Consider the following 21,135-nt stretch of genomic DNA (forward strand, 5'->3'; position numbering starts at 1 on the left):
TCAACGCTTCACAGTAACGGTTTTACCCTCGTAGCTGACCGTCTTGTCGGCCACGTCGAAGTTGTCGGTGCTCGACACGCCAGGCTTGATGAAGCGCACCTTGAACTGGCGCTTGGCGACCATGCCCTTGTACTGGCCTGCGCGCTCGCCGATGGTGACCACGCCGGTCTTGTCATTGTAGCTGAGCGGGATACGGCTGGCCTCACCGCGCAGGTAAGCGTTGCTGACGCCATCATCCTCATACAGGCTGAATTTTCCGTCGGCGCCGGTGTAGACCACCAGCGTAATCGGCGCATCCGGCTTCTCATCCACATACTGCGTCAGCGGGCCGACCGGCACGATGGCGCCGGCTTTCACCAGCACCGGCATGCGCGTCTCCGGCGCCTTGATGGTCGCAGTGGTGCCGCCCTTATGCAGCTCACCGGTGTACAAGTCGTACCAGTTGACGCCCTTCGGCAGGTACACGCTGCGTTCGCGCGCACCGTACACATACACCGGCGCCACCAGCATGTTGTGGCCGAACAGGTACTGGTCGTTGATGTTCTTCACCGCGTCGTCCTGCGGGAAGTCCATCACCAGGCCGCGCATGATGGAGCCGGACTCATAGTGCGTCTCGGCGGCGGTCGAGTAAATGTAAGGCATCAGGCGATAGCGCAGCTGGTCGTACCAGACCATCGATTCGCGCATCGGCGAACCGGCCGGCGAAATCTCGTTGATCTCGCGCTTGACCACTTCCCCGTGGGAGCGGAACAGCGGCGAGAACGCGCCAAACTGGAACCAGCGCAGATTCAGCTCACGCCATTCCTTGATGTCTTCCGGATTGCCCTGCTTGATGCCGGTGCTGCGATTTTCTTGCGCCGAGCCGACGTCACCGACCTGGAAGCGCGTCTCCTGCGCATAGCCGCCGATGTCGTGCGTCCAGTTAGGAATGCCGGACATCGAAATGCTCACGCCCGCCGAAATCTGGTCATACAGATTGTTCCAGCGGCTGGCCGTGTCGCCGCTCCACACGGCGGTGGCGTTGCGCTGGATGCCGGCAAAGCCGGAACGCGACAGGATGAACTGGCGCTTCTCCGGTTGATCGTTCTTCAGGTGCGAGTAGAAGCCTTCCGTGTGCACCAGGCTATATGGATTGAAGGTGATCTCGCCGCCGCCATACACGGTAGGGCCGATCAGCTTCTTGAAGTCCGCAGGACGGGTATTCGACAGCACATCCGGCTCGGTGTTATCCATCCACCAGGCGTCGAAGCCCAGGTCCACCAGCTTCGGTTTCATCTGACGGTAGTAGATGTCGCGTGCTTCCTTGGTGTACGGGTCGTAGTGGCTGTTCTTGTAGCCAGGGCCCACCCAATCCAGATCGCCGTTCTCGACGTTCTTGGTCCACATATAACCCTTGGCCGCCAACTCCTTGTAGTTGTCGGTATTGGCGTAGAACTTGCCCCAGATCGAAATCATGATGCGCGCATTGGCCTTGTGGACTTCATCCACCATCGCTTTCGGATCGGGGAAACGGGCCTTGTCGAAATCGTGCGATCCCCAGCCGTTCTCCGGCCAGTAGAACCAGTCCTGCACCATATTATCGACCGGCCAGCCCTGCTTGCGGTACTCGCGCAGCACGCCCAGCAACTGCTCCTGCGTCTCGTAGCGCTGGCGCGACTGCCAGAAACCGTACGCCCATTTCGGCATCATCGGCGCCTGGCCGGTCAGATGGCGGTAGCCGGCGATGACGTTATCGATATTCTCGCCGCTCACCACGTAGTAGTTGATGCCCTGCGCGACTTCCGACGAGAAGGTCAGCGAGTGACGCTCGTCCTGCGGTAGCGGATCGTTGTGGGTGATGGCGACCATGCCGCCGCTCGGCTTCCACTCCAGGTGCAGCTTGACCGGCTTGTTGGACTCGAACTTCACCTCGAAGTTGTGATACCAGGGATTCCAGCCCTGGCGCCACACGTCCATGATTTCCTTGCCGTCCAACGACAGCTTGGCGTAATCCGACGAATACAGCTGCAGCTTGTGCACGCCCGCTTTCGGCGACGCCATCGCACCGTCCCACACCACCTTCAGGTTGGCGGCTTTAGGATCGACCTCTTTCGGCCAGTTCTCCGCCACGTCCTTCAGGTACTGGTAGGCGATGTCTTTTTCCTGGCGCGTGAATACCAGCTTGTCGCCGATGTAGTAGCGCGCGGTCAGGCCGCCGGCCTTGCCGTCGGCATCGGTCAGTTGCAGGTCGCGGCTCAGCCACGCATACGGCTTGCTGTCGCCAAAGCGCGAGATGGAATTGTTATCCCACAGGACGCCGTAGTTTTTATCCGAGACCACGAACGGCACGGCAATCGCCATATTGTGCTGCATCAGCAGCACGTCTTCGCCGTTCAGATTCATCTGGTGATTCTGATGCTGGCCCAGGCCATAGAAGGCGTCCTTGGTGCCGTAGTTGAAGCCCTGCTTCACCGCCAGGAACGGCTTGCCGTCGATGTCCACCGGCGACATGCTCTCCGCCTGCTGCGTCAAAAACGCTTTGCCGGCGGCGTTAAAGAACTGCACCTGGCCGGTCGCCAGCGATACCGCCACCGAGATTTTTTTGGCCTTCAGCGTGACGCTGTCCTTGCCCGATGCGGTAACGCTGAAGTTACCGCTAACAGGTGCGGCCACGGTCATCAGCGATGGGGTCAGCGCTTTCCCCGCCTGGTCCAGCTTGACCACGTGGACGATGTTGTCGGCCATGACCTCAAGCCGCACTTCCTTGGCGGCGCCGGTATCCGGCTTGATCACAACACCGGTAGCGGTTTTTTCAAAAGTGCCAGCCATCGCATGGCCGGCCGCAAGCACGGCTACAGCCGTGGCGATCGTCGTAAAGCGCATATCGTCTCCGTTCTTTTATTTAGTATGTACCAACCGTCACCTTCAACACCACCGGATTGCCGGTCAGGTTGAGGCCATAGTCGGTCTGGTCGCCGTTCCAGTTGCGTTCCATGATCCATTTGCCGGCAGCGTCGTAGTGGCCTTCTTCAACCCGGCCCCACATGGACGACTTGCCTTCGGCATGATCGATCTTCACGCGCGCGCGCTGGCCGATGATGATGAATTCATTGTCGCTGATCTGCGCGATCGATACGCCGCCGTTCGGGATCTCGGTCCCCGCCGGCACGTCCTTGATATCCTTGAAGTATTCGCGTTCGCCGAACTGCCACTCGCGGAACGAGATGGTGGCCTTCCAGCCTTTCATGTCCACGGTTTGCGGCGCGCGGTCGTCGCCTTCGGCCACGCCGTAGGTACGGCCTTCAAACGCCCACTTGGCCCACTGGCGTTCCATCGGACGGAAGGCGGCGTAGATTTTGCCGAACGGTTCCACCATGGTCTTGTCGATCGCCTTGTGGCCGAGCGGGAAATTGCTGTAGTCCGCGTAGTCGATGCCGAATGGCGAGAAGCCGATGGCGCCCTTGCCCAGCACCAGATAGGTGTAGCGCACGTATTCGGCGGCGTTGCTCATCTCCGGCACCATCAGCGGATTATCCTTGCGCTGGAACAGGCGCAGCGAGGCGTTGAATTTCTTTGAGTTGGGACCGTAGATATCCGGACCGGCGAAGTCGATATGCGGCGCGGCGGCGCGGTAGATATCGATTACGTCGTAGGTCGGGCCGCCGCTGGCGAAGTTCTCATGCCACGGCTTGACCGGATCTTCGGTCGAATCGCGCTGCGAGTTATTCACGTACATCGGCAGGTTGTAGACGGCGCGGCCGGCCTTGGCGATTTCCTCGATATAGCTGGCGATGGAATAGGCGTGGAAGTATTCGTCGGCGTAGTCGCCGTAGACCTGCTTCCAGGTGCCGCTCTTGGCCAGCGGTACCGGGGATTTTTTATAGTCCAGCACCGCCTGCGGTACCGGTTGATTGAACTGCGCCTCGGCCTTCGGCGCGTAGTCGCGCGCAAAGCCGTAGGTGCCCACTTCGTTCTCGACCTGCACCATGATCACGGTGCGCTGTGCTTCGTCGATCTTTTTAATGTGGGCCATCAGCGCCACGAAAGCCTTCTTGTCGGCCTTCAGCGTCTCTTCGCCTTGCGGCGACAGGCAGTAGGTGATCTTGCCGTCCTTGGACACCATGCGCGGGAAACGGGTGTTATTGAACTTGACCCATTCCGGCGCGTAGTTTGGACCGGTATTCTTCCAGGTGCCGAACCACAGCAGCACCAGTTTGACTTTGTTCTTGCGCGCTTCAGCCACCAGCGTATCGACGTAGCTGAAATCGAACTTGCCCTCTTCCCGCTCGACCTGCTCCCAGGCGACCGGAATTTCGAGGGTGTTGGCATGCATGTCCTTGATCGCCGCGAAGACCTTGTTCAGGGCCAGCGGATAATTACTGGAATTCTGCGCCTGGCCACCGAGGATGACGAAAGGCGCGCCGTCCACCATCAAGGCGAAACGGCCGTCCTTCTTCACGATCTGCGGTAGCTCGGAGGCGGCGGCCGCCGCGCCAGCTGCGGCCATTAAAAAACTGAAACTGGTAACAAGCTGGCGGGCGGATTGCTTCATCGTGATTAAGCCTTTTTCAGAGATTAGAAGTCGTAGCTCAGTTTAGCCACTACGCGGCGGCCGGTCTTGAACCATGCACGTCCCATCATACCGATATTCTGCTGCATCAGCTGCTTGTAGGTGGAGTCGGTCAAGTTCTGCGCTTCCACACCCAGCGACACCTTGTCGCTGAATTTGTAGAATGCCGACGCATCCAGCTGGCCGTAGGAATCCGCCCAGGTTGGCAGCGCCCACGCCACATTGGTCTGGCCGTAGGTCGGGCTGGCTGGATTGGAGTCCGTACCATCGCCGCCCTTGGTGCCGTTGACGTTCACGCCTTGCAGCGATTTCGAACGCCAGTTGTAGGCCAGACGCGCCGACCATGGGCCTTTATCGTACAACAGCGCCAGGTTATACGATTGGCGCGACAGGTTTTCCAGCGGCAGGTTGCCGAAGGTGGTGCCGTTGGTGTCGCAACCGTTCAGGTTCAGGTTGACGTTGGCGGCGCTGTCACCGCCGGTGCAGTACTTCGAATACACCGGGTTATACAGATCGCGCTTGCTGTCGACGAAGGTGAAGTTGGCTTGCACGCCCAGGCCGGACAAGGCGCCTGGCAGTTTGTCGAAGTACTGCTGGTAAGCCAGCTCGATACCGCGCGCATGGCCACGAGCGCCGTTGACCGGACCGGTGACGGTGAAGTTCTGCAGCTTGCCGGTGGTGTCAGGCAACTGGTAGTTGTACACCTGGTTGATGATGATGTCTTTCAGGCGCTTGTTGAACACCGCAGCGGTGAACGAACCGGTCGGCGCGAAATACCATTCCATGGTCAGGTCGAGCTGCTTGGACGTGGTCGGACGCAGGTTGGGGTTACCGTTGCCGGTGCCGCTCAGGTTCACGGTATTGACCGTGGTGACGCCGTTGACGGTGGTGGTGTCGACCGACTGCTGCAGCGTGGTGTAGGCCTGCAACTGCGTGAAGTCAGGACGCGAGATCGCCGTCGCTGCGGCAAAGCGGAATTGCAGCGTGTCGCTGGCTTTCAGGCGCAGGTTCAGGCTAGGCAGCACATTGTGGTAGGTGTTGTCGAAATCCTGGGCTTTCGAAAACGGCGTGATAGTCGGAATCGGCACGCCCTGGGTCGGGCCGGTCGGCAGCGTCGCGGTGAATACCGTGTAGCCGTGCGCGGTCGAATCGGTCTTCACGTAACGCAGGCCGATATTGCCGTCCACCGGATATTTCAGGTCGTCCCAGCCGAAGCGCATCTGGCCATACAGCGCCTTGGTTTTTTCCGACTGGTCGTTGGTGCCGGCTGGATCGGTGCCGAAGGTGGCCGGCGTCCATGGCGCGCAGGTATTGCCCGCTTCCGCGCACAGCAGATCGTGGTAGGTGTGCAGCGTGGCGTAAGTGCCTGGATAGCCCTGGGCCAGCGACACATTCGGGAACACCACCGACGGCACGGACACGCTGCCGTTGAAGAAGTTGTTGAAGCTATGCAGATTGGTGTTACCCGAGAAGCGCGGATCGCTCAGGTAAGCCAGGTGCGAGATCTCGCCCTGCCATGGCTGGGTGATGGCAGCCCAGTTGTAGCTTGGGTTGCTGTTGGTGGTGGTCGCCGAACGGTCGGTAAAGCGCACGCCGAAACGCACGTCGCGCAGCACTGGATTATCGAAGTCGTATTTGACGTCGGTCTTCCAGGCGTTTTCCTTGGCCGTGCTGCGGTCCAGATGCTCCTGGGTGAAGGCCCAGTAGTAGTTGTTCGGATTGGCCAGGTAAGCGCGGTCCGATGCATCGAAGATCAGGTTCGGCACGCTGCCAGTCAGGTCCAGCTTTTCCTTCGGCAGCTGGATGGCGGTAGCGACGGTGGAGTCGAAGCTGTTGGTCTTGGCCTTGATGTGCTGCAGGTCGGTGGTGACGGTCCAGCTGTCCTTGCGCCAGCGCAGGTTCCACGACAGGTCGGTGGTGTCGGACTTGCGGTTGGCGGCGCGGGTGTCGTCGCCGAAGTTGATGCCGGCGCCGGTGGAATCGGTCAGGGTGCCGGTTTGCAGCGCGCCCTGCGAGTTGAAGGTCGAATCAGGCGAGACGCGGATATTGTATGGGCTCGATTGGGCGAAGATCGCCTGCTCGTCCCACTTCATTTCGTATTTCGATTTGAAGTAGGTCAGGCCGCTCGACCACTCGTCCTTTTTCCATTGCAGCGCGCCGTAAGCACCTTCGCGCTTGCGGTTGAATTCCAGCGTGCGCCATTGCGCGCCTTTCGGTACGTAGACCGAATTGCCGTTGGCGTCCTTCAGTGGATAGTACGGCTCGACCTGGAAGGCGTCGGTGCGGGTCGCGCTTTCCGAGTAGGCCATATCCAGCAAGGCGCCGACTTCACCGATCGGGGTTTTCCAGCGGTCCGACACCAGGCCGGAATACGATGGCGAGGTCTTGCCCTTCTTCAGTTCCGACCAGGTGCGGTCGGCCGAGATCGAGGCTTTGAAGCCTTTGTAATCGAACGGCATGGCGGTACGCAGGTTGACCAGGCCGCCGATGCCGCCTTCAATCTGTTCCGCCGATGGATTCTTGTAGATGTCGACGCCGGACACCAGTTCTGGTGGCACGTCTTCGAAGTTCAGCGAACGGCCGCCGTTGGCCGAGAACGAATCGCGCCCATTCAGTTCCGAACGCACGTAGCTCAGGCCACGAATCGACACGCCCGAGCCCTCCACCGAGAAGTGCTCCGGGTCGCCCTTGGCCATGGTACGGTCGATGGTCACGCCGACCACGCGTTGCAGCACCTCGGTGACCGAGCGGTCCGGCAGCTTGCCCATGTCTTCGGCGACGATGGAGTCGACGATTTCATCGGAATTCTGTTTGATCTTCTGCGCCGATTGCAGCGCTGCGCGCTGGCCGGTCACGATCACCGCTACCGGTTCTGCTGCCGGCGCGTCATTGGTCTTCGGTGCATCGGTCGTCTGGGCTAATGCTACGCCGCTCAGCATCATCGTCATCTGGGCCAGGCCCATTGCGATGGCCGTTTTTTTGAACTGTTTCATCTACACTCTCCAAAGTTATACGAATATGTCATGGCTCTTTGGCCACTTATTATTGGTATTTCTCGTCATCTGTGGGGGTTAAGGGAATCTGCGGGGTAAGGGAGCCCGCCGGCGCTGAACAGCGCATTAAACTGGTCGTCATTGATAAGGTCTCGCTCGTCTGTATTTTTTTATCGCTGCTGCCGGCTGGCGGGGTGCCACGGCGCGCGACTTTGAACCATTGTGCAAGTTACACAATTGAGTCGCAATTGCGAAATTCACCAATGCGAAGAATGATAATCAGCAATCGTCGCGCGAATCCCACAGATACGCGGCCCGGCTGCGCGGGCCGCGTTGAAAAAAACGTTTAACGACGGCCCGAGCGCGTCGCCACATCCACCCACACCGCCAGCGTCAGGATCGCGCCTTTGACGATCATCTGCCAGTAGGTATCGACATCCAGCATCGACATGCCGTTGTCGAGAGAAGCCATCACCAGCGCGCCTATCAGCGCGCCGTACACGGTGCCTGAGCCGCCGCGCATCGAGGTGCCGCCGATGAAGCAGGCCGCAATCGCATCCAGCTCGCCGGAGGTGCCGGCCGACGGCGAACCCGCCGCCAGGCGCGCGGTGTTCAGCAGACCGGCCAGGGCGCACATCAGGCCCATGATCCCGAAGATCCACAGCTTCACCGCCTGCACGTTGATGCCGGACAGCCGCGTGGCCTCCATGTTCGAGCCCACCGAGTAAATGCGGCGGCCGAACACCGTCTGCGTCGCCACGTAGCTGAAGATCCCCAACAGCACCAGCAACAGCAGCACCGGCAGCGGAATGCCTTCGTATTCGTTCAGCGTAGTCACAAATGCGAACAGCACCACGCCAATCGCGGCCAGGCGCAAGCCATGGCGCCACAGCGCAGGCACCGGCAGATGGTGACGCGCCAGGTTCACGCGCTGGCGCCAGATCAGCACCGCCGCCAGCACGAACAAGGCCACGCCCAGCGCCACGCCGATCTGCGGCGGCAGATAGCCCTGCCCCAGCTGCACCATCGAATCCGACACCGGCGCCACCGTCGCACCATCCGTCACGCCCAGCACAATGCCGCGGTACGCCAGCATGCCGCCCAGGCCCACGATGAAGGACGGGATACCCGCATACGCCGTCAGCCAGCCATTGAACAGGCCAAGCACCAGGCCACACGCCAGCACCACCGCGATGGTGGCCGGCACCGGCAGGTGGTGCGTTACGTCCAGCACCGCCGCAATGCCGCCCAATAGCCCGAGCAGCGAGCCGACCGACAGATCGATCTCGCCGGCGATGATGACGAAGGCCATGCCGCACGCCACCACGCCGGTCACCGCCATCTGGCGCATCAGGTTGGAAAGGTTTCGAGGAGAGATGAAGCCGCCCTCGGTCTTGAAGCTGAAGAAGGCCCAGATGACGGCGATGGCGATCAGCAGCGCCAGGATTTTGTACTGCGTGAACAGCTGTTTGATTTTGGTTGGATTCATTGATGTATCGCTGCCGACAGCAGCATTTCCTGAGTCAGATTCTGATTGACGAAATCGCCGCGCAACTCCCCTTCACCCATCACCAGCACGCGGTCGGACACGCCCAGCACCTCGGCCAGTTCCGACGACACCATGATGATGGACATGCCCTGGCTGGCCAGTTCCAGCATCAGCTTGTAGATTTCGAACTTGGCGCCGACGTCCACGCCGCGCGTAGGCTCATCGAGGATCAGCACCTTGGGCCGGGTCAGCAGCATCTTGGACAGCACCGCTTTCTGCTGGTTGCCGCCAGAGAGCGAGGTAATCGACAGGAAGGGACTGGCCGTCTTCAGGCCAAGGCGCGCGATTTCTTCGCTCACGGTTTTCAGTTCGGCCTCGCGGTCGATGCGGCTGAAGCGCGAGTAGCGGCCCAGCACCGACAGCGTGATGTTCTGCCCCACGTCCAGATCGCGCACGATGCCGTGCTGCTTGCGGTCTTCCGGCACCAGCGCCAGGCCGTTGCGGATGGCCTTCAGCGGCGTCGACGTATCGATCTTTGCGCCGTCCAGCCACACCTCGGCCTCGCTCACGCCGGGATAAGCGCCGAACAGCGCCGACACCAGCTCCGTGCGGCCGGCACCCACCAGCCCTGCGATGCCAAGGATCTCGCCCTTGCGCAGCTGAAAGGAGACGTTCTTCACTTTTTTTCGTTCCGGCTTTTCGACGTCGTAGCAAGTGACGTTGCGCGCCTCGAACACGATGTCGCCCTGCGTGCGTTCCAGCTGCGGATACAGCTGGTTCATCTCGCGGCCCACCATCTGCGCGATGATCTGCTGCACATCCATCTGCTGCATCGGCGTGGTGGCGATGTGTTTGCCATCGCGGATCACCACGATGGTGTCGCAGATGGCTTCCACCTCATCCAGCTTGTGCGAGATGTAGACGCAGGCCACGCCCTTGGCTTTCAGGCCGCGGATAATATCCAGCAGCACCTGAATCTCGGACGCCGTCAGCGATGACGATGGCTCGTCGAGGATCAGCAGCCTGGCGTTCTTGTTCAACGCCTTGGCGATCTCGATCAGCTGCTGATGGCCGCCGCCGTAGTTCGACACCGGCAGCACCACGTTGACGTCATCCAGCTTGAGTTCTTTCAGCAGCGCTTCGGCGCGCTGGTTCATGGCCGGATAATCCATGCGGCCGCCCGGCAGCGTGATCTCGTTGCCGAGGAAGAGATTCTCCGTCACCGACAATTCCGGCACCAGCATCAGCTCCTGGTGGATGATGACGATGCCGGCCGCTTCGCTTTCGCGTATCGATTGCGCCTTCAGCGGTGCGCCGTTCCACAGGATCTCGCCGTCCCAGGTGCCGTGAGGGTAGACGGCGGACAGCACTTTCATCAAGGTCGATTTGCCGGCGCCGTTCTCGCCGCACAAACCGATGCACTCACCCGGACTGACCTTGAGGTCAATACCGTCGAGCGCAGGTACACCGCCAAATTTTTTGACGATGTCCTTCATTTCTAGCAAATAGCCGGACATTCAGGATTCTCGCAGAGGTGGGAAAACGGGGCCGGACGGCCCCGTTATGCGGCAAAGCTTATTTGCCCGAGAGCTGGGCTTGCGTGTAGAAGCCGTCTTTCACGACCACGTCCACATTGGCCTTGGTCAGCGCGATCGGTTTCAGGAACACCGAATCGACTTCCTTGAAGCCGTTGTTGTACTTGGCGTTGAAGGCCGGCTTTTCGCCGCGCACCAGCTGCACCGACAGCTTGGCCGCTTCCGATGCGATCAGCTTCAATGGCTTGTAGACGGTCAGCGTCTGCGTGCCGGCGATCACGCGCTTGACGGCCGCCAGATCGGAGTCCTGGCCCGACACGGCGACCTTGCCGTCCAGCTTTTGCGAAGCCAGCGCCTGGATCGCGCCGCCGGCGGTGGCGTCGTTGGAGGCCACCACGGCGTCGATCTTGTTGCCGTTGGCGGTCAGCGCGTTTTCAACGATGGACATTGCCTCGGACGGGCTCCAGTCCTTCACCCACTGCTTGCCAACGACCTTCACGTCACCCTTGTCGATCAGCGGTTGCAGCACTTTCAGCTGGCCTTCGCGCAGCATCTTGGCGTTGCTGTCGGTCGGCGCGCCGCCAAGCAGATAGAAATTACCCTTCGGTTTCACCGCCAGCACGCCCTGCGCCTGCAACTGGCCGACCATATTGTTATCGAACGAGATATAGGCGTCGATATCGGCGTTGAGGATCAGACGATCATAGGAAATGACTTTGATCTTGGCCTTCTTCGCTTCGCGGATGGCGTTGGTCAGCACCGTGGCGTTGTATGGCACGATGACCAGCACGTCGACGCCACGCGAAATCAGGTTCTCGATCTGGGCGATCTGGCGCTGCTCGCTGGCGTCGGCCGACTGCACAAATACCTTGGCGCCTTGCTGCTCGGCGGCGGCGACGAAGTAGTCGCGGTCGCGCGCCCAGCGCTCCAGCCGCAGGTCGTCGATCGAAAAGCCGATCTTCGGGTTCTTGGCGTCGGCCATGGCGTTACCGCCTGCAAAAGCCATCATCACGGCAATAGCCGCCGTGCTCAGTAATTTCTTCATCAATTAAGTCTCCAATTATGCTGCCGAGTTCTATGCCCAACTAAACACTACACCGCTATGTTACATCACGCGCCGTACCATCCCGCGTCCACATAGTATTCGCGTCCCGAACAGCGCGCCGCACTGTCGGAAGCGAGGAACAGGGTCAGCGCCGCCACGTCGGCGATTTCCACGCGGCGCGGCAGGCATTGGCCGGCCAGCATGCGCGCTTCCTCGTCCGGCGTATGCCACAACGCTTCCTGGCGCGGCGTGCGCACACCGCCTGGTATCACGCTGTTGACGCGGATATTGTCGCGGCCAAGATCGCGCGCCATACCGCGCGTCATGCCCTCGATGCCGGCTTTGGCGGTCATGTACAGGGTCAGCTCCGGCAAGGCCAGATGCCACGAGATGGAACTGAAATTCAGGATCACGCCGCCGCCCGCCGCGCGCATGCCCGGCACCACGGCTTGCGCGCAGAAGTACAGGTGACGCAGATTGACCGCCATGCGGTTTTCCCAGTACGCCGGCGTGACGTTGGCAATCTCGTGGCGGTCGTCGTTGGCGGCGTTGTTGACCAGGATGTCGACCGGGCCGATGGTCTCGAAGATCTGCGCCACCTTTTGCAGGTCGGTCAGATCGCACGGCATGAAGGCCGGCGGCGCAGGCAGCGTAGCCAGGCTGGCCGCCAGTGCGCGCGAATCCTGTTCGGCGATGTCGAGGAAGGTGACCAGCGCACCCTGACGCGCAAACGCCTCGACGATACCGGCGCCGATGCCGCTGCCGCCGCCGGTGATAACCACGCGCTTGCCGGCGAGGCTGGGATAGATGGCCTGCTCACGCGGCGTGTTGTAATTTTTTTCCAAGGTCTGTTCTCCAAAATAGCTGGAGGATTCTGACCCGGCTAAACATAAGCCGCAATTACGAAAATCACCAATCGCGGCAATGATATTACGCCGCCAGCTCCGGCGGCGGCAGCGCCGAGCCGTCATCGACGATGCCCATCATGGCGCGGTCCTGGTAGGTGCGCGGCGTGCATCCCAGTTCGCGCTTGAACACCGCGTGCATATACTGCACCGACGTAAAGCCGCAGCACAGCGCCACTTCGGCGATGCTGCGCTCACCGCGCGCCAGCATCGACGTCGCCGCATCCAGCTTGAAGCGCAGGATCACATCATGCACGCTGCAATTGAGCTCCTGGCGGAAGTAGGACTCCAGCGACGAGCGCGAAATGCCGACATACTCCGCCACCTGGTGCGTCTTGATGCCCTGGCAGGCGTACTGGCGGATGAAGTGCCGCGCGCGCATGACGTGCGGATGCTTGGGCGCCTCGTGCTGGGTGGACGCCAGCACATTGATGCCGACCGGCGGCACCAGCACCCGCGTGCCGCTCATGCGCACGCCGTGCAGCATCTGGTCCAGCAGGTGGGCGGCGGTGCGGCCCATCTCCTGCGCGCCCTGGATCACGGAACTCAGTGGAATCCGCGTCAGCATGCGCGCCAGCGGATCGTTGTCGATGCCGATCAGCGCCACCTGCTCCGGCACCGCGATGCCGGCCATGATACAAGCCTGCATCAGCTGGCGCGCCCGCGCATCCGTCACGGCGATGATGCCGACCGGCTTGGGCAGGCTATGCAACCATTGAATCTGCTGCTCCACCGCCGCATCCCACGACGGCGCACTGGTGCCCAGGCCGCGGTAGATATGCGGCTCCATCTTGTCCTGCCCCATCAGCGTGCGGAAGGCGTGTTCGCGCTCCTGCGCCCAGCGGTTGGTCTGCGCTTCCGGCAGCGAGAACATGGCGAAGTGGCGCAGGCCGGCCTCGATCAGGTGATCGCGCGCCATTTTAATCAGCTTGAAATTGTCGGTGGCGACGTAGGGCACGTCCTCCGGATAGGCCGCCTGGTTCTCGTACGAGCCGCCGACCGCCACCACCGGCACGCGGCTGCGCGTCAGGGCCTCGGCCACGGCCGGATCGTCGAAGTCGGCGATGATGCCGTCGCCCTGCCAGCTCTCGATGCCGGGCAGGCGCAGGCGGAAGTCCTCTTCCAGGAACAAATCCCAGCTGGCGCGCGTGGAACTCAGGTACGCGGCGATCCCCGCGATGACTTCGCGGTCGAAGATTTTGTTTGCATTGAACAGTAGCGCAATCCGGTGTGACTTCATCTGCATCTCTACTACCCCGCTCCAGGACGAATTTGGCCGTCTTGATACTACAGCCCGCCCGCGTGGTGCAGATATGAAAAATTTCGCTTCATCCATAACGAATTTGACTAAATACCTTAAGGAAATTACGTTTTCGGCTTGCCGAACACAATGCCCCGGCCCGCTGTGCTCATATAGACAACACCAAAGGTGTTCATGTCGCCGACCACGAACTGGGCGTCGCCGGGGCCGCCGTATTGATGTTGATCGTCATTGATGCGCAGCCAGCTGGCGCCGCTGTCGGTGGAACGGAACACGCCGCGCACGCCGCCGACCTCGCCCCAGATGTAGACGGTGGGGTCGCTGGCGCCCGGCGCGGCCTTGCCGAAACCGACCGCCGCCGCATAGCTGACGCCGGGCAGATTGGCAAAACTGGCGCCTGCATCGGTGGAGCGCGCCAGGCCGCCGTCGTACAGCGCCACCCAGACGTCGCCATTGCGGCCCGGCATGGCGCGCACGGTTTTCGCGCCACGCGCGGACGCCAACTTGGCCGCCGTCGGTGCAAAGCTGGCGCCGCCGTCGGTGCTGACCAGCAGGCGGTCGCCAGACAGTGCATAGAATTTGCGGGCATCGACCGGATCGGCCACGGCACGACCGCGCTCCGTATGAAGACCCGCGACCTCGGTCCAGCTCGCGCCCTCGTCGGCGGAGCGGTAGCAGGTGGTGGACTTTTCCGGGCAGTGGACGATGACCTTGCCGTCCGCGCTCAGCGCCACCTGCCCCTGCGTGCCCTGCATGCCGGCTGTCTTAGCCCACGTCACGCCCATGTCTTTCGAGATATACATCGCCTTGCCGGCCCGCACCACTACGTTCGGCTGCTGCGCGGCGTAATCCAGTCCCCAGGTCGTGCCCATGGTCGGCGTGTGAATCGGCGAATAATGCGTGACGTCGGTATGGCGGAAGCCGTCGTAGTCGCCAATCGCGGAAATGACGGGGCCGCCGGGAATGCTGACCAGGTTCAGCGGCACCGATTCTTCCAGGCCGATGTCCTCAAACTTCCACACCGGCTTTTCCCCGTGGATGTCGTTGGAGACGAACACGCCGTTGCCGGACACCGCCATCAGCCGCTGGCTGTCAAACGGATCGAACTCGATGCTGGCGGTCCAGTGGATGAAGCTGCCGGCAATCCAGCTGACGCCGTTGGAGTCGATCTGCACGCCCTTGGCGACGATGCTGTTCCAGCTACGTCCGCCATCCACAGTTTCGTAGAACTGGTCACCGATGCCACCGCGCATGTCGTAATGCGAGATGGTCGACACCACCATGCGCAGCGGATTGCGCTGATCGACGGTGATGCCGGCATAGGCGGCGTTCAGGGGCGGCGAGATATCCGCCCATTTGCCGCTGACGATGTCGTACTGCCAGACACCGCCTTCCTCCAGCCCCTCGTCCTTGGCTTTGTCCGCATGCGGGCCAGCGCCTTTGGCGAAGGTCAGCACCAGCTTGCCGTCGGCCACCACCGCGCGGTGCGGCATCAGCTTCGTCGGGCCACCGGTCATGGCGCGGAAAGTCTTGCCGCCGTCGGCCGACACATACATATTTTCGCCAAAGCGCGAGACGCCGACGTAGATCTTGCCGTGATCCAGCAGCACCAGGCTGATGCCATTCTGGTTGTTGGTAGTGGTGACGTCAAGGCCAGCCAGACGATGCCAGCTCAGGCCCTCGTCGGTGCTCTTGAACAGGCCATTGGCGCGGGTGCCGACGTAAAGGATCTTGCCGTTGTCCGGATCGACTTGCAGCTTTTCGCCGTTGCCGCGCCCCATACCGTTGCCGTGCACCTTGAACTGGCTGGTGACGTCGATGCGCTTGAAGGTGTTGCCGTAGTCGTCGGACTTGAGCACCGCGCTGGCGCCGCCGTTCAGGTAGGCGACACCGGCGGTCATGTAGAGTTTGTTGGGCGACGATGGATCGATCGCCAGCGATTCGATGCCGAGCAGGCCGGTGTCCTTATCGGACACCCAGTCCATCAGCGGAATCCAGCGTTTTTTTTTACGTCCCAGCGATAAGCGCCGCCGACATCGGTGCGGGCGTAAATCAGGCCAGGCTCGGTCTTGCTGGTGATCAGGCCGGAGACGAAGCCGCTGCCGCCGATCGAGACGTTATCCCACGCATACTTCTCCGCGCCTGGCAGCAGCTGTTGCAGCGTCGGCGCCATGGCCTTGGCCCAGATCTCGTAGCCCTTCTCGTTCGGGTGCAGCAGGTCCGGCATGATGTCGCGCGACAGCGTGCCGTCCGCTTGCAGGAAAGCCTTGCCGATGTCGAGGAAGAACACCTTCTGGTTGTCGGCATAGCCGGCGATGATGGCGTTGACCTTGTCGTTCAGCTGGCGCAGACTGTCGTCCGGCTTTTCGCCGCGCGGGAAGATCGCCAGCAGCAGGATCTTGGTGTCTGGCAGGCGCTGCTGCAACTCCTCGATATTGCGCTTGATGCCAAGGGCCGTGGTCTTTGGATCTTCCTGGCGATGGCCGGTGTTGTTGGTGCCGAACATCAGCACCGCGACTTTCGGCGCCAGACCGTCCACTTCGCCATGCTGCAGGCGCCACAGTACGTTCTCGGTGCGGTCGCCGCCAAAGCCGAGGGCGATGCCGTTCAGTGGCTTGTAATAGCGGTCCCAGACCGGCGCGCCGCTCTTCTCCCAGCCCTCGGTGATCGAGTCGCCGATGAAGACCACTTGCGCGCTCTTGCCCAGCTGCTTGACGTCGGCCAGCTTCTTCTCGTGGCGCTCGGTCCACCAGCTGATCGACCATGACTCGTTCAGTTTATCCGGCGTGACCGAGACGGTCCTGTAATCTGGGCATGCAACGTTGGGTTTTCCGCTCAGCTGATACTTGACGTTGGCGATAGAGACCTTGCCTTTGCCGGTTCCGTTCAGCTCGAACGGCTGGGTGATCTGGCTGAAATCGTCGCCGTCGCGGTAGAAACAGCTAGCCGACATCACCAGATGCTGCCAGCCCTTGCCCTCTGCCGCGCGCGCCGGGATCACATACGGCACGCCGCGCTCGCATTGGTCGCCGCACTTGACGCGGAAGCTCAGGCCGCCTTCGGCCAGCTCTTCCACTTTGAGATCCAGCGCCAGCACGCCCTTGTCCAGATAAGGCCGCAGATCGACCGGCTTGCCGCCCTGCACGCGCAGGCTGGCGTACCAGGCCTTGTTAAAATTCAGCGTGAGCGCATCATCCTTCTTCGCCTTGGCCGACTTGCTGACGGCGACCACGCCGTTCTCGGCCTTGGGAATCTCGACCGCAGCGCCCGTCATCGTCTTGGCGGAGTCGGAATCCGAAATGACGATACTGCCGGACGCCAGCGGCTGGCCGGCATACACATTTAGATCATTGGGCGCCGCCGCAAAAGCGGACGACGACAGCACAGCCAGGGTAGCGGCAAGGCGGATATTCATAGGGGATGTCTCACGTATTTTTATGCGCACCATTGTGCGACGCCCCGCCACGCACCGCAATTACGAAAATCACCAACCGGCACAACAATATTGAACTTGTGCTCGCAATCGGCGGTCTAAACCATCATGACGCCTCCCACCAACAACAGCGAAGCCCAAGTCGCCATCCTTGAAGCCCGGGTGGATGGCCGGATTTCGTCCGTGGAAGTGACATTCGCGAATTTCGTTAAGGTAATGGATGAGCGCGAAAAAGTTGCGAGCGAACGCCACAAGGCATCAGAAGCCCGCATGGACCGGATGGAAGCGATGATTGCGGAGATACGCGCTAGCATCGCCAGTCTGCGCACCACCATCATAGTCACCGGCGTCAGCAGTGTCCTGGCCGCCGTCCTCGGTATCTCGGCATTCAACGCTGCTCTGTATTCCAATATGCTGGCGGCCCTTCAGACGGGTAGTAATATGGCTGAATCGAAAGCTCAAGTAGAACGCGTCGCTGCGCAAGCCGCCCTACTCCTCAAAAGAGCTGAGGAGAAGGAAAATAGACCTAAACAGCCGCCGTCGGATTGATGCAGTACGCCCGTTCGCAGTATTCGAAGTAATCAAAGTCGGCATGCAACGCCGTGCCCGCCATATCCTGGCACGCCACGCCCACAAACGCGCCGGTAAAGTTCGGCATACCCGGCGCATTGGCCTCGTCCGACAGGATGCTGGCATCAAACTGCTGCGGCAGCCACTGCCACTCACCGGCATCCAGCCGGTAGCCAAAGTACAGGCGCTCCTCATCCACTTCAACGCGCAGTTGCACCTTCACACCCGGCGGCAACGCAATCGGCGCGGTAAAAGTATCGGTCTGCACATGATTCGGCAAACTGCTCATCACCCGCAAATGCTTGCCAAGCACCTCATCGTGCGAGATATACAGATAGTGGAACTTGGACGCGTTGTAGTAGCACACCAGCCCCGCCTGCTGCTGGTAATGCTCCGGCTCGAACTCCACCACCGTCGACGCGCTGTAGCACTGCGCCTGCTGCCGCCGCGCCAGCAGCGACTGGCGGAACGTGCTGCCCATACTCTCGCGGCCATACAGCCGCAGATGCCCCGGCCGCGCCGTCAGGCTGAACAACTCCTCCGGCCATGGCGTGCGCAGCCACTGGAAAGCCATCGGCAACTCAGGCGCATCAAACTCCTCGCGCACCGGCTCGTCGGCAAAACGATGCTCCGGCAAGCCTGGCGACGCTGCCTGCAACTCCGGCGTGCCCAGCCCATCAAGCGTGCGCAGCCAGCCGTCCTCGCCCCACACCACCGGCTGAATCGCCGTCTCACGTCCCAGCGTGCAAGTGCCGCGATTGCGCAATGGCCGGCCGCACAGATACACCATGTAGGTCTGGCCATCCTGCATATCGACCAGATCCGCATGGCCGGCGCGCTGCAACGCCACATCAGGCCGATGGCGTGAGCTCAGCATGGTCTGATCCGGATGCAACTCGTATGGTCCGTTCAGGTTGCGCGAACGCGCCATCGTCACACCGTGATTCCAACCAGTGCCGCCCTCCGCCGTGAGCAAGTAGTAATAGCCATTGCGCTTGTACAGATGCGGCGCCTCGGTCAGCCCATGCGCCGTGCCCTTGAAAATGGTCTGGCGCTGGCCGATCAACCGGCCCTCGGAATACTCCTGCGCCACAATGCCATTGAAGCGGTTGCTGCCCGGCCGGTGATCCCACAACTGGTTCAGCAGATACTTGCGCCCATCGTCATCATGAAACAGCGACGGATCGAAGCCGCTGCTGTTGAGATACACCGGCTCCGACCACGGCCCCTCAATCGACGGACTGGTCACCAGATAATTATGAAAATCGCGCAAGGATGCGCTGCCCGAGGCGCCGCCGGTGGAGGTGCGGCCATAACGCTTCACATCCGTATAGATCAGCCAGAACAAGCCGTCCGCATACGTCAGGCATGGCGCCCACACGCCGCACGAATCCGGCGCCCCCAGCATATTGAGCTGACTGGCGCGCGTGAGCGGCCGCGTCAGCAAACGCCAGTTGACCAGGTCGCGCGAGTGATGAATCTGCACGCCGGGATACCACTCAAAGGTGGACGTCGCAATATAGTAATCATCGCCCACGCGCACGATGGACGGATCGGGGTTGAAGCCCCGCAGAATAGGATTTTGAATCATGACGTTTTCTCTCGCACCAAAGTCCACAGCAGCAGCGCCGCCACCAGGTCCAGCACCGCCAGGCTGACGAAGAACGGCGTATAGCCAACGGTAGCCATCAAGCCGCCGATCATCAGCGAAAAAATCAGCAGCCCGAAGTTGCCGAAAGTGCCGCACATGCCGGCCACCGTCGCCACCTCGTTGCGGCGAAACAGATCGGACGACATCGTGATCACCGTGACCGACAAGGTCTGGTGCGCAAAGCCGGCCAGGCTGAGCAAGGCAATCGCCGCATACGGACTATCGACAAAGCCGACAAACGCCACGCCCATCATCATGCACGCGCCCAGCGTGAAGGCGCCGCGCCGCGCATTGATCAGCCGCACGCCGCGCTTTTGCAACGCCAGCACCACCATCGGCCCGAACAGGCAGCCCAGATCGGCCGCCAGGAACGGCAGCCAGGCAAACATCGCAATCTGCGCCAGGTCGAAATGGCGCACCGTGGTCAGATACAGCGGCACCCAGAACGACAGCGTGCCCCACGCCGGATCGGCCAGGAAGCGCGGCAGCGCGATGCCCCAGAAATTGCGCATCTTAAAAATGCTGAGAATGGACGGCCGCTTGCCGTCGCCTTCGAGATGCTGCTCCTGCCCTGCGGCGATATGCTGCGCCTCCTCTTGCGACAGGCGACGATGGCGCGCCGGCGCGTCATACAGCAACAGCCACGCCGCCACCCAGACCAGCCCCAGCGCGCCGGTGATCACAAACGCCGACTGCCAGTTGTAATGCAGGATCGCCCACACCACCAGCGGCGGCGCCAGCATCGAGCCGAACGAAGCGCCGATATTGAAAATCCCGCCGGCCATGCCGCGCTCCCTCGCCGGGAACCATTCGGATACCGCCTTCATGCCGGCCGGATTGGCCGAACCTTCCGCCAGCCCCAGCATGCCGCGCAACACCGCCAGCGTATGCCAGTTGGTAGCGAAACCATGCGCCATGCAGATCACCGACCAGGCGGCGGCAAACATGGCAAAGCCGAACTTCAGGCCGATCACGTCGAGCACGTAGCCGCACAGCGGCTGCAGCATGATCGCGCCCTGAAAGGCTGCCGTAATATAGGAATATTCCTTGGTGCTGATGCCCAGTTCCGTCAGCAACGTCGGCGCCGCCACCGCCAGCGTGCTGCGCGTCAGATAGTTAATTACCGCCCCGAGCATGATCAAACTGATCATCCACCAGCGTAGTCCCCGTATTTTCATGATTGCGCAATCATTTTATAATGACCGCGACGATACCACACTCGGTGCCCACATGATTGCGCAACCTTGAACTTTTTTGCCGCTGGTATGTCAGAGATTATTGTTATGTATCAATCAACGCGCTATTCGACGAAACTGCGTAACGACACATGCTAGTCTGGTCAATATCGCCCATCCAGGAGGCAGTGCCATGAAGACTGGCAAAAAAGCAGCCGGCGTGCCATCCACGCCAAGCGTTGATATAGAAAAGCCTGACCACCACCATGGCGGCGCCTTCTCCACGATCTTCGCATGTTCCATCGGCGGCAGTACTATCGGCGGCTTGTGCTTAGGCATCGCTGGGGTGTTACTGGGCGCCGTGATCGCTGGCAGCATAGGCGCATACGTGAGCTATACACATGATTGAAGCTATCTTGTCCTTGTTTGGCAAGGACTTCGGCACGACAGCAGCCACAGCATCTATCTTGGTTTTTATAGTGATCGCAGTTGGCGCCGGTATGAATCGAAGCAGACTAGATATCAGCGG

The 21,135-nt window shown here is 61.2% G+C and carries 14 protein-coding genes; 2 read left to right on the forward strand and 12 right to left on the reverse strand.

Annotated elements, in window-relative coordinates; all coding sequences use genetic code 11:
- The 10 genes from GTP69_RS05745 to GTP69_RS31040 form a co-directional block, all read right to left on the reverse strand.
- Nucleotides 1-2,862: a glycoside hydrolase family 31 protein gene (locus GTP69_RS05745; protein ID WP_161053987.1), complete on the reverse strand. Its 2,862-nt coding sequence runs from the start codon at nt 2,860-2,862 to the stop codon at nt 1-3.
- 19 nt (nt 2,863-2,881) lie between these two features.
- The gene (locus tag GTP69_RS05750) at nt 2,882-4,531 is read right to left on the reverse strand and encodes a GH35 family beta-galactosidase (protein ID WP_161053988.1); all 1,650 of its coding nucleotides are present in this window, start codon (nt 4,529-4,531) and stop codon (nt 2,882-2,884) included.
- Nucleotides 4,532-4,554: 23 nt separating this feature from the next.
- Nucleotides 4,555-7,542, reverse strand: a complete 2,988-nt coding sequence (locus GTP69_RS05755) for a TonB-dependent receptor (protein ID WP_161053989.1) — start codon at nt 7,540-7,542, stop codon at nt 4,555-4,557.
- A 346-nt stretch (nt 7,543-7,888) separates the two neighbouring features.
- Complete coding sequence (locus GTP69_RS05760; protein ID WP_161053990.1) at nt 7,889-9,031, reverse strand: sugar ABC transporter permease; 1,143 nt, start codon at nt 9,029-9,031, stop codon at nt 7,889-7,891.
- Nucleotides 9,028-10,548, reverse strand: a complete 1,521-nt coding sequence (gene xylG, locus GTP69_RS05765) for a D-xylose ABC transporter ATP-binding protein (protein WP_161053991.1) — start codon at nt 10,546-10,548, stop codon at nt 9,028-9,030. Before xylG ends, GTP69_RS05760 begins: the two co-directional genes overlap by 4 nt.
- Before the next feature lie 58 nt (nt 10,549-10,606).
- On the reverse strand, nt 10,607-11,611 hold the full coding sequence (gene xylF, locus GTP69_RS05770) for a D-xylose ABC transporter substrate-binding protein (RefSeq protein WP_161053992.1): 1,005 nt from the start codon (nt 11,609-11,611) through the stop codon (nt 10,607-10,609).
- Between the two features lie 65 nt (nt 11,612-11,676).
- Nucleotides 11,677-12,456: a D-xylose 1-dehydrogenase gene (gene xylB, locus GTP69_RS05775; protein WP_229260827.1), complete on the reverse strand. Its 780-nt coding sequence runs from the start codon at nt 12,454-12,456 to the stop codon at nt 11,677-11,679.
- An 85-nt stretch (nt 12,457-12,541) separates the two neighbouring features.
- Complete coding sequence (locus GTP69_RS05780) at nt 12,542-13,756, reverse strand: XylR family transcriptional regulator (RefSeq protein ID WP_161053994.1); 1,215 nt, start codon at nt 13,754-13,756, stop codon at nt 12,542-12,544.
- A 125-nt stretch (nt 13,757-13,881) separates the two neighbouring features.
- Nucleotides 13,882-15,762 (reverse strand): WD40/YVTN/BNR-like repeat-containing protein, encoded by a 1,881-nt coding sequence (locus tag GTP69_RS31035; RefSeq protein WP_202424308.1) that lies wholly within the window; start codon nt 15,760-15,762, stop codon nt 13,882-13,884.
- Nucleotides 15,762-17,192: a GDSL-type esterase/lipase family protein gene (locus GTP69_RS31040; RefSeq protein WP_202424309.1), complete on the reverse strand. Its 1,431-nt coding sequence runs from the start codon at nt 17,190-17,192 to the stop codon at nt 15,762-15,764. The genes GTP69_RS31035 and GTP69_RS31040 overlap by 1 nt, the downstream gene beginning before the upstream one ends.
- 126 nt (nt 17,193-17,318) lie before the next feature.
- On the opposite strand from GTP69_RS31040, the gene GTP69_RS05790 reads away from it, so the two are divergent.
- Nucleotides 17,319-17,759 carry a hypothetical protein gene (locus GTP69_RS05790; RefSeq protein ID WP_161053995.1) on the forward strand — a complete coding sequence of 147 codons (441 nt, stop codon included), beginning with the start codon at nt 17,319-17,321 and terminating at the stop codon, nt 17,757-17,759.
- On the opposite strand, the gene GTP69_RS05795 is transcribed toward GTP69_RS05790, so the two are convergent.
- Entirely contained in the window at nt 17,737-19,371 is a 1,635-nt protein-coding gene (locus tag GTP69_RS05795; RefSeq protein WP_161053996.1) for a glycoside hydrolase family 43 protein, read from the reverse strand. The genes GTP69_RS05790 and GTP69_RS05795 overlap by 23 nt on opposite strands.
- Nucleotides 19,368-20,582 carry an MFS transporter gene (locus GTP69_RS05800; RefSeq protein WP_229260828.1) on the reverse strand — a complete coding sequence of 405 codons (1,215 nt, stop codon included), beginning with the start codon at nt 20,580-20,582 and terminating at the stop codon, nt 19,368-19,370. Before GTP69_RS05800 ends, GTP69_RS05795 begins: the two co-directional genes overlap by 4 nt.
- 217 nt (nt 20,583-20,799) lie before the next feature.
- On the opposite strand from GTP69_RS05800, the gene GTP69_RS05805 reads away from it, so the two are divergent.
- Nucleotides 20,800-21,015 carry a hypothetical protein gene (locus GTP69_RS05805; protein WP_161053998.1) on the forward strand — a complete coding sequence of 72 codons (216 nt, stop codon included), beginning with the start codon at nt 20,800-20,802 and terminating at the stop codon, nt 21,013-21,015.
- Nucleotides 21,016-21,135: the final 120 nt, after the last annotated feature.

Source organism: Duganella levis (assembly GCF_009857605.1).
Lineage (GTDB): Bacteria > Pseudomonadota > Gammaproteobacteria > Burkholderiales > Burkholderiaceae_D > Rugamonas > Rugamonas levis.

Coding starts and splice junctions, on each gene's coding strand:
- GTP69_RS05745 (WP_161053987.1), bottom strand. CDS start 2,862: ATGCGCTTTACGACGATCGCCACGGCTGTAGCCGTGCTTGCGGCCGGC.
- GTP69_RS05750 (WP_161053988.1), bottom strand. CDS start 4,531: ATGAAGCAATCCGCCCGCCAGCTTGTTACCAGTTTCAGTTTTTTAATG.
- GTP69_RS05755 (WP_161053989.1), bottom strand. CDS start 7,542: ATGAAACAGTTCAAAAAAACGGCCATCGCAATGGGCCTGGCCCAGATG.
- GTP69_RS05760 (WP_161053990.1), bottom strand. CDS start 9,031: ATGAATCCAACCAAAATCAAACAGCTGTTCACGCAGTACAAAATCCTG.
- xylG (WP_161053991.1), bottom strand. CDS start 10,548: ATGTCCGGCTATTTGCTAGAAATGAAGGACATCGTCAAAAAATTTGGC.
- xylF (WP_161053992.1), bottom strand. CDS start 11,611: ATGAAGAAATTACTGAGCACGGCGGCTATTGCCGTGATGATGGCTTTT.
- GTP69_RS05780 (WP_161053994.1), bottom strand. CDS start 13,756: ATGAAGTCACACCGGATTGCGCTACTGTTCAATGCAAACAAAATCTTC.
- GTP69_RS31035 (WP_202424308.1), bottom strand. CDS start 15,762: ATGGACTGGGTGTCCGATAAGGACACCGGCCTGCTCGGCATCGAATCG.
- GTP69_RS31040 (WP_202424309.1), bottom strand. CDS start 17,192: ATGAATATCCGCCTTGCCGCTACCCTGGCTGTGCTGTCGTCGTCCGCT.
- GTP69_RS05790 (WP_161053995.1), top strand. CDS start 17,319: ATGACGCCTCCCACCAACAACAGCGAAGCCCAAGTCGCCATCCTTGAA.
- GTP69_RS05795 (WP_161053996.1), bottom strand. CDS start 19,371: ATGATTCAAAATCCTATTCTGCGGGGCTTCAACCCCGATCCGTCCATC.
- GTP69_RS05800 (WP_229260828.1), bottom strand. CDS start 20,582: ATGATCAGTTTGATCATGCTCGGGGCGGTAATTAACTATCTGACGCGC.
- GTP69_RS05805 (WP_161053998.1), top strand. CDS start 20,800: ATGAAGACTGGCAAAAAAGCAGCCGGCGTGCCATCCACGCCAAGCGTT.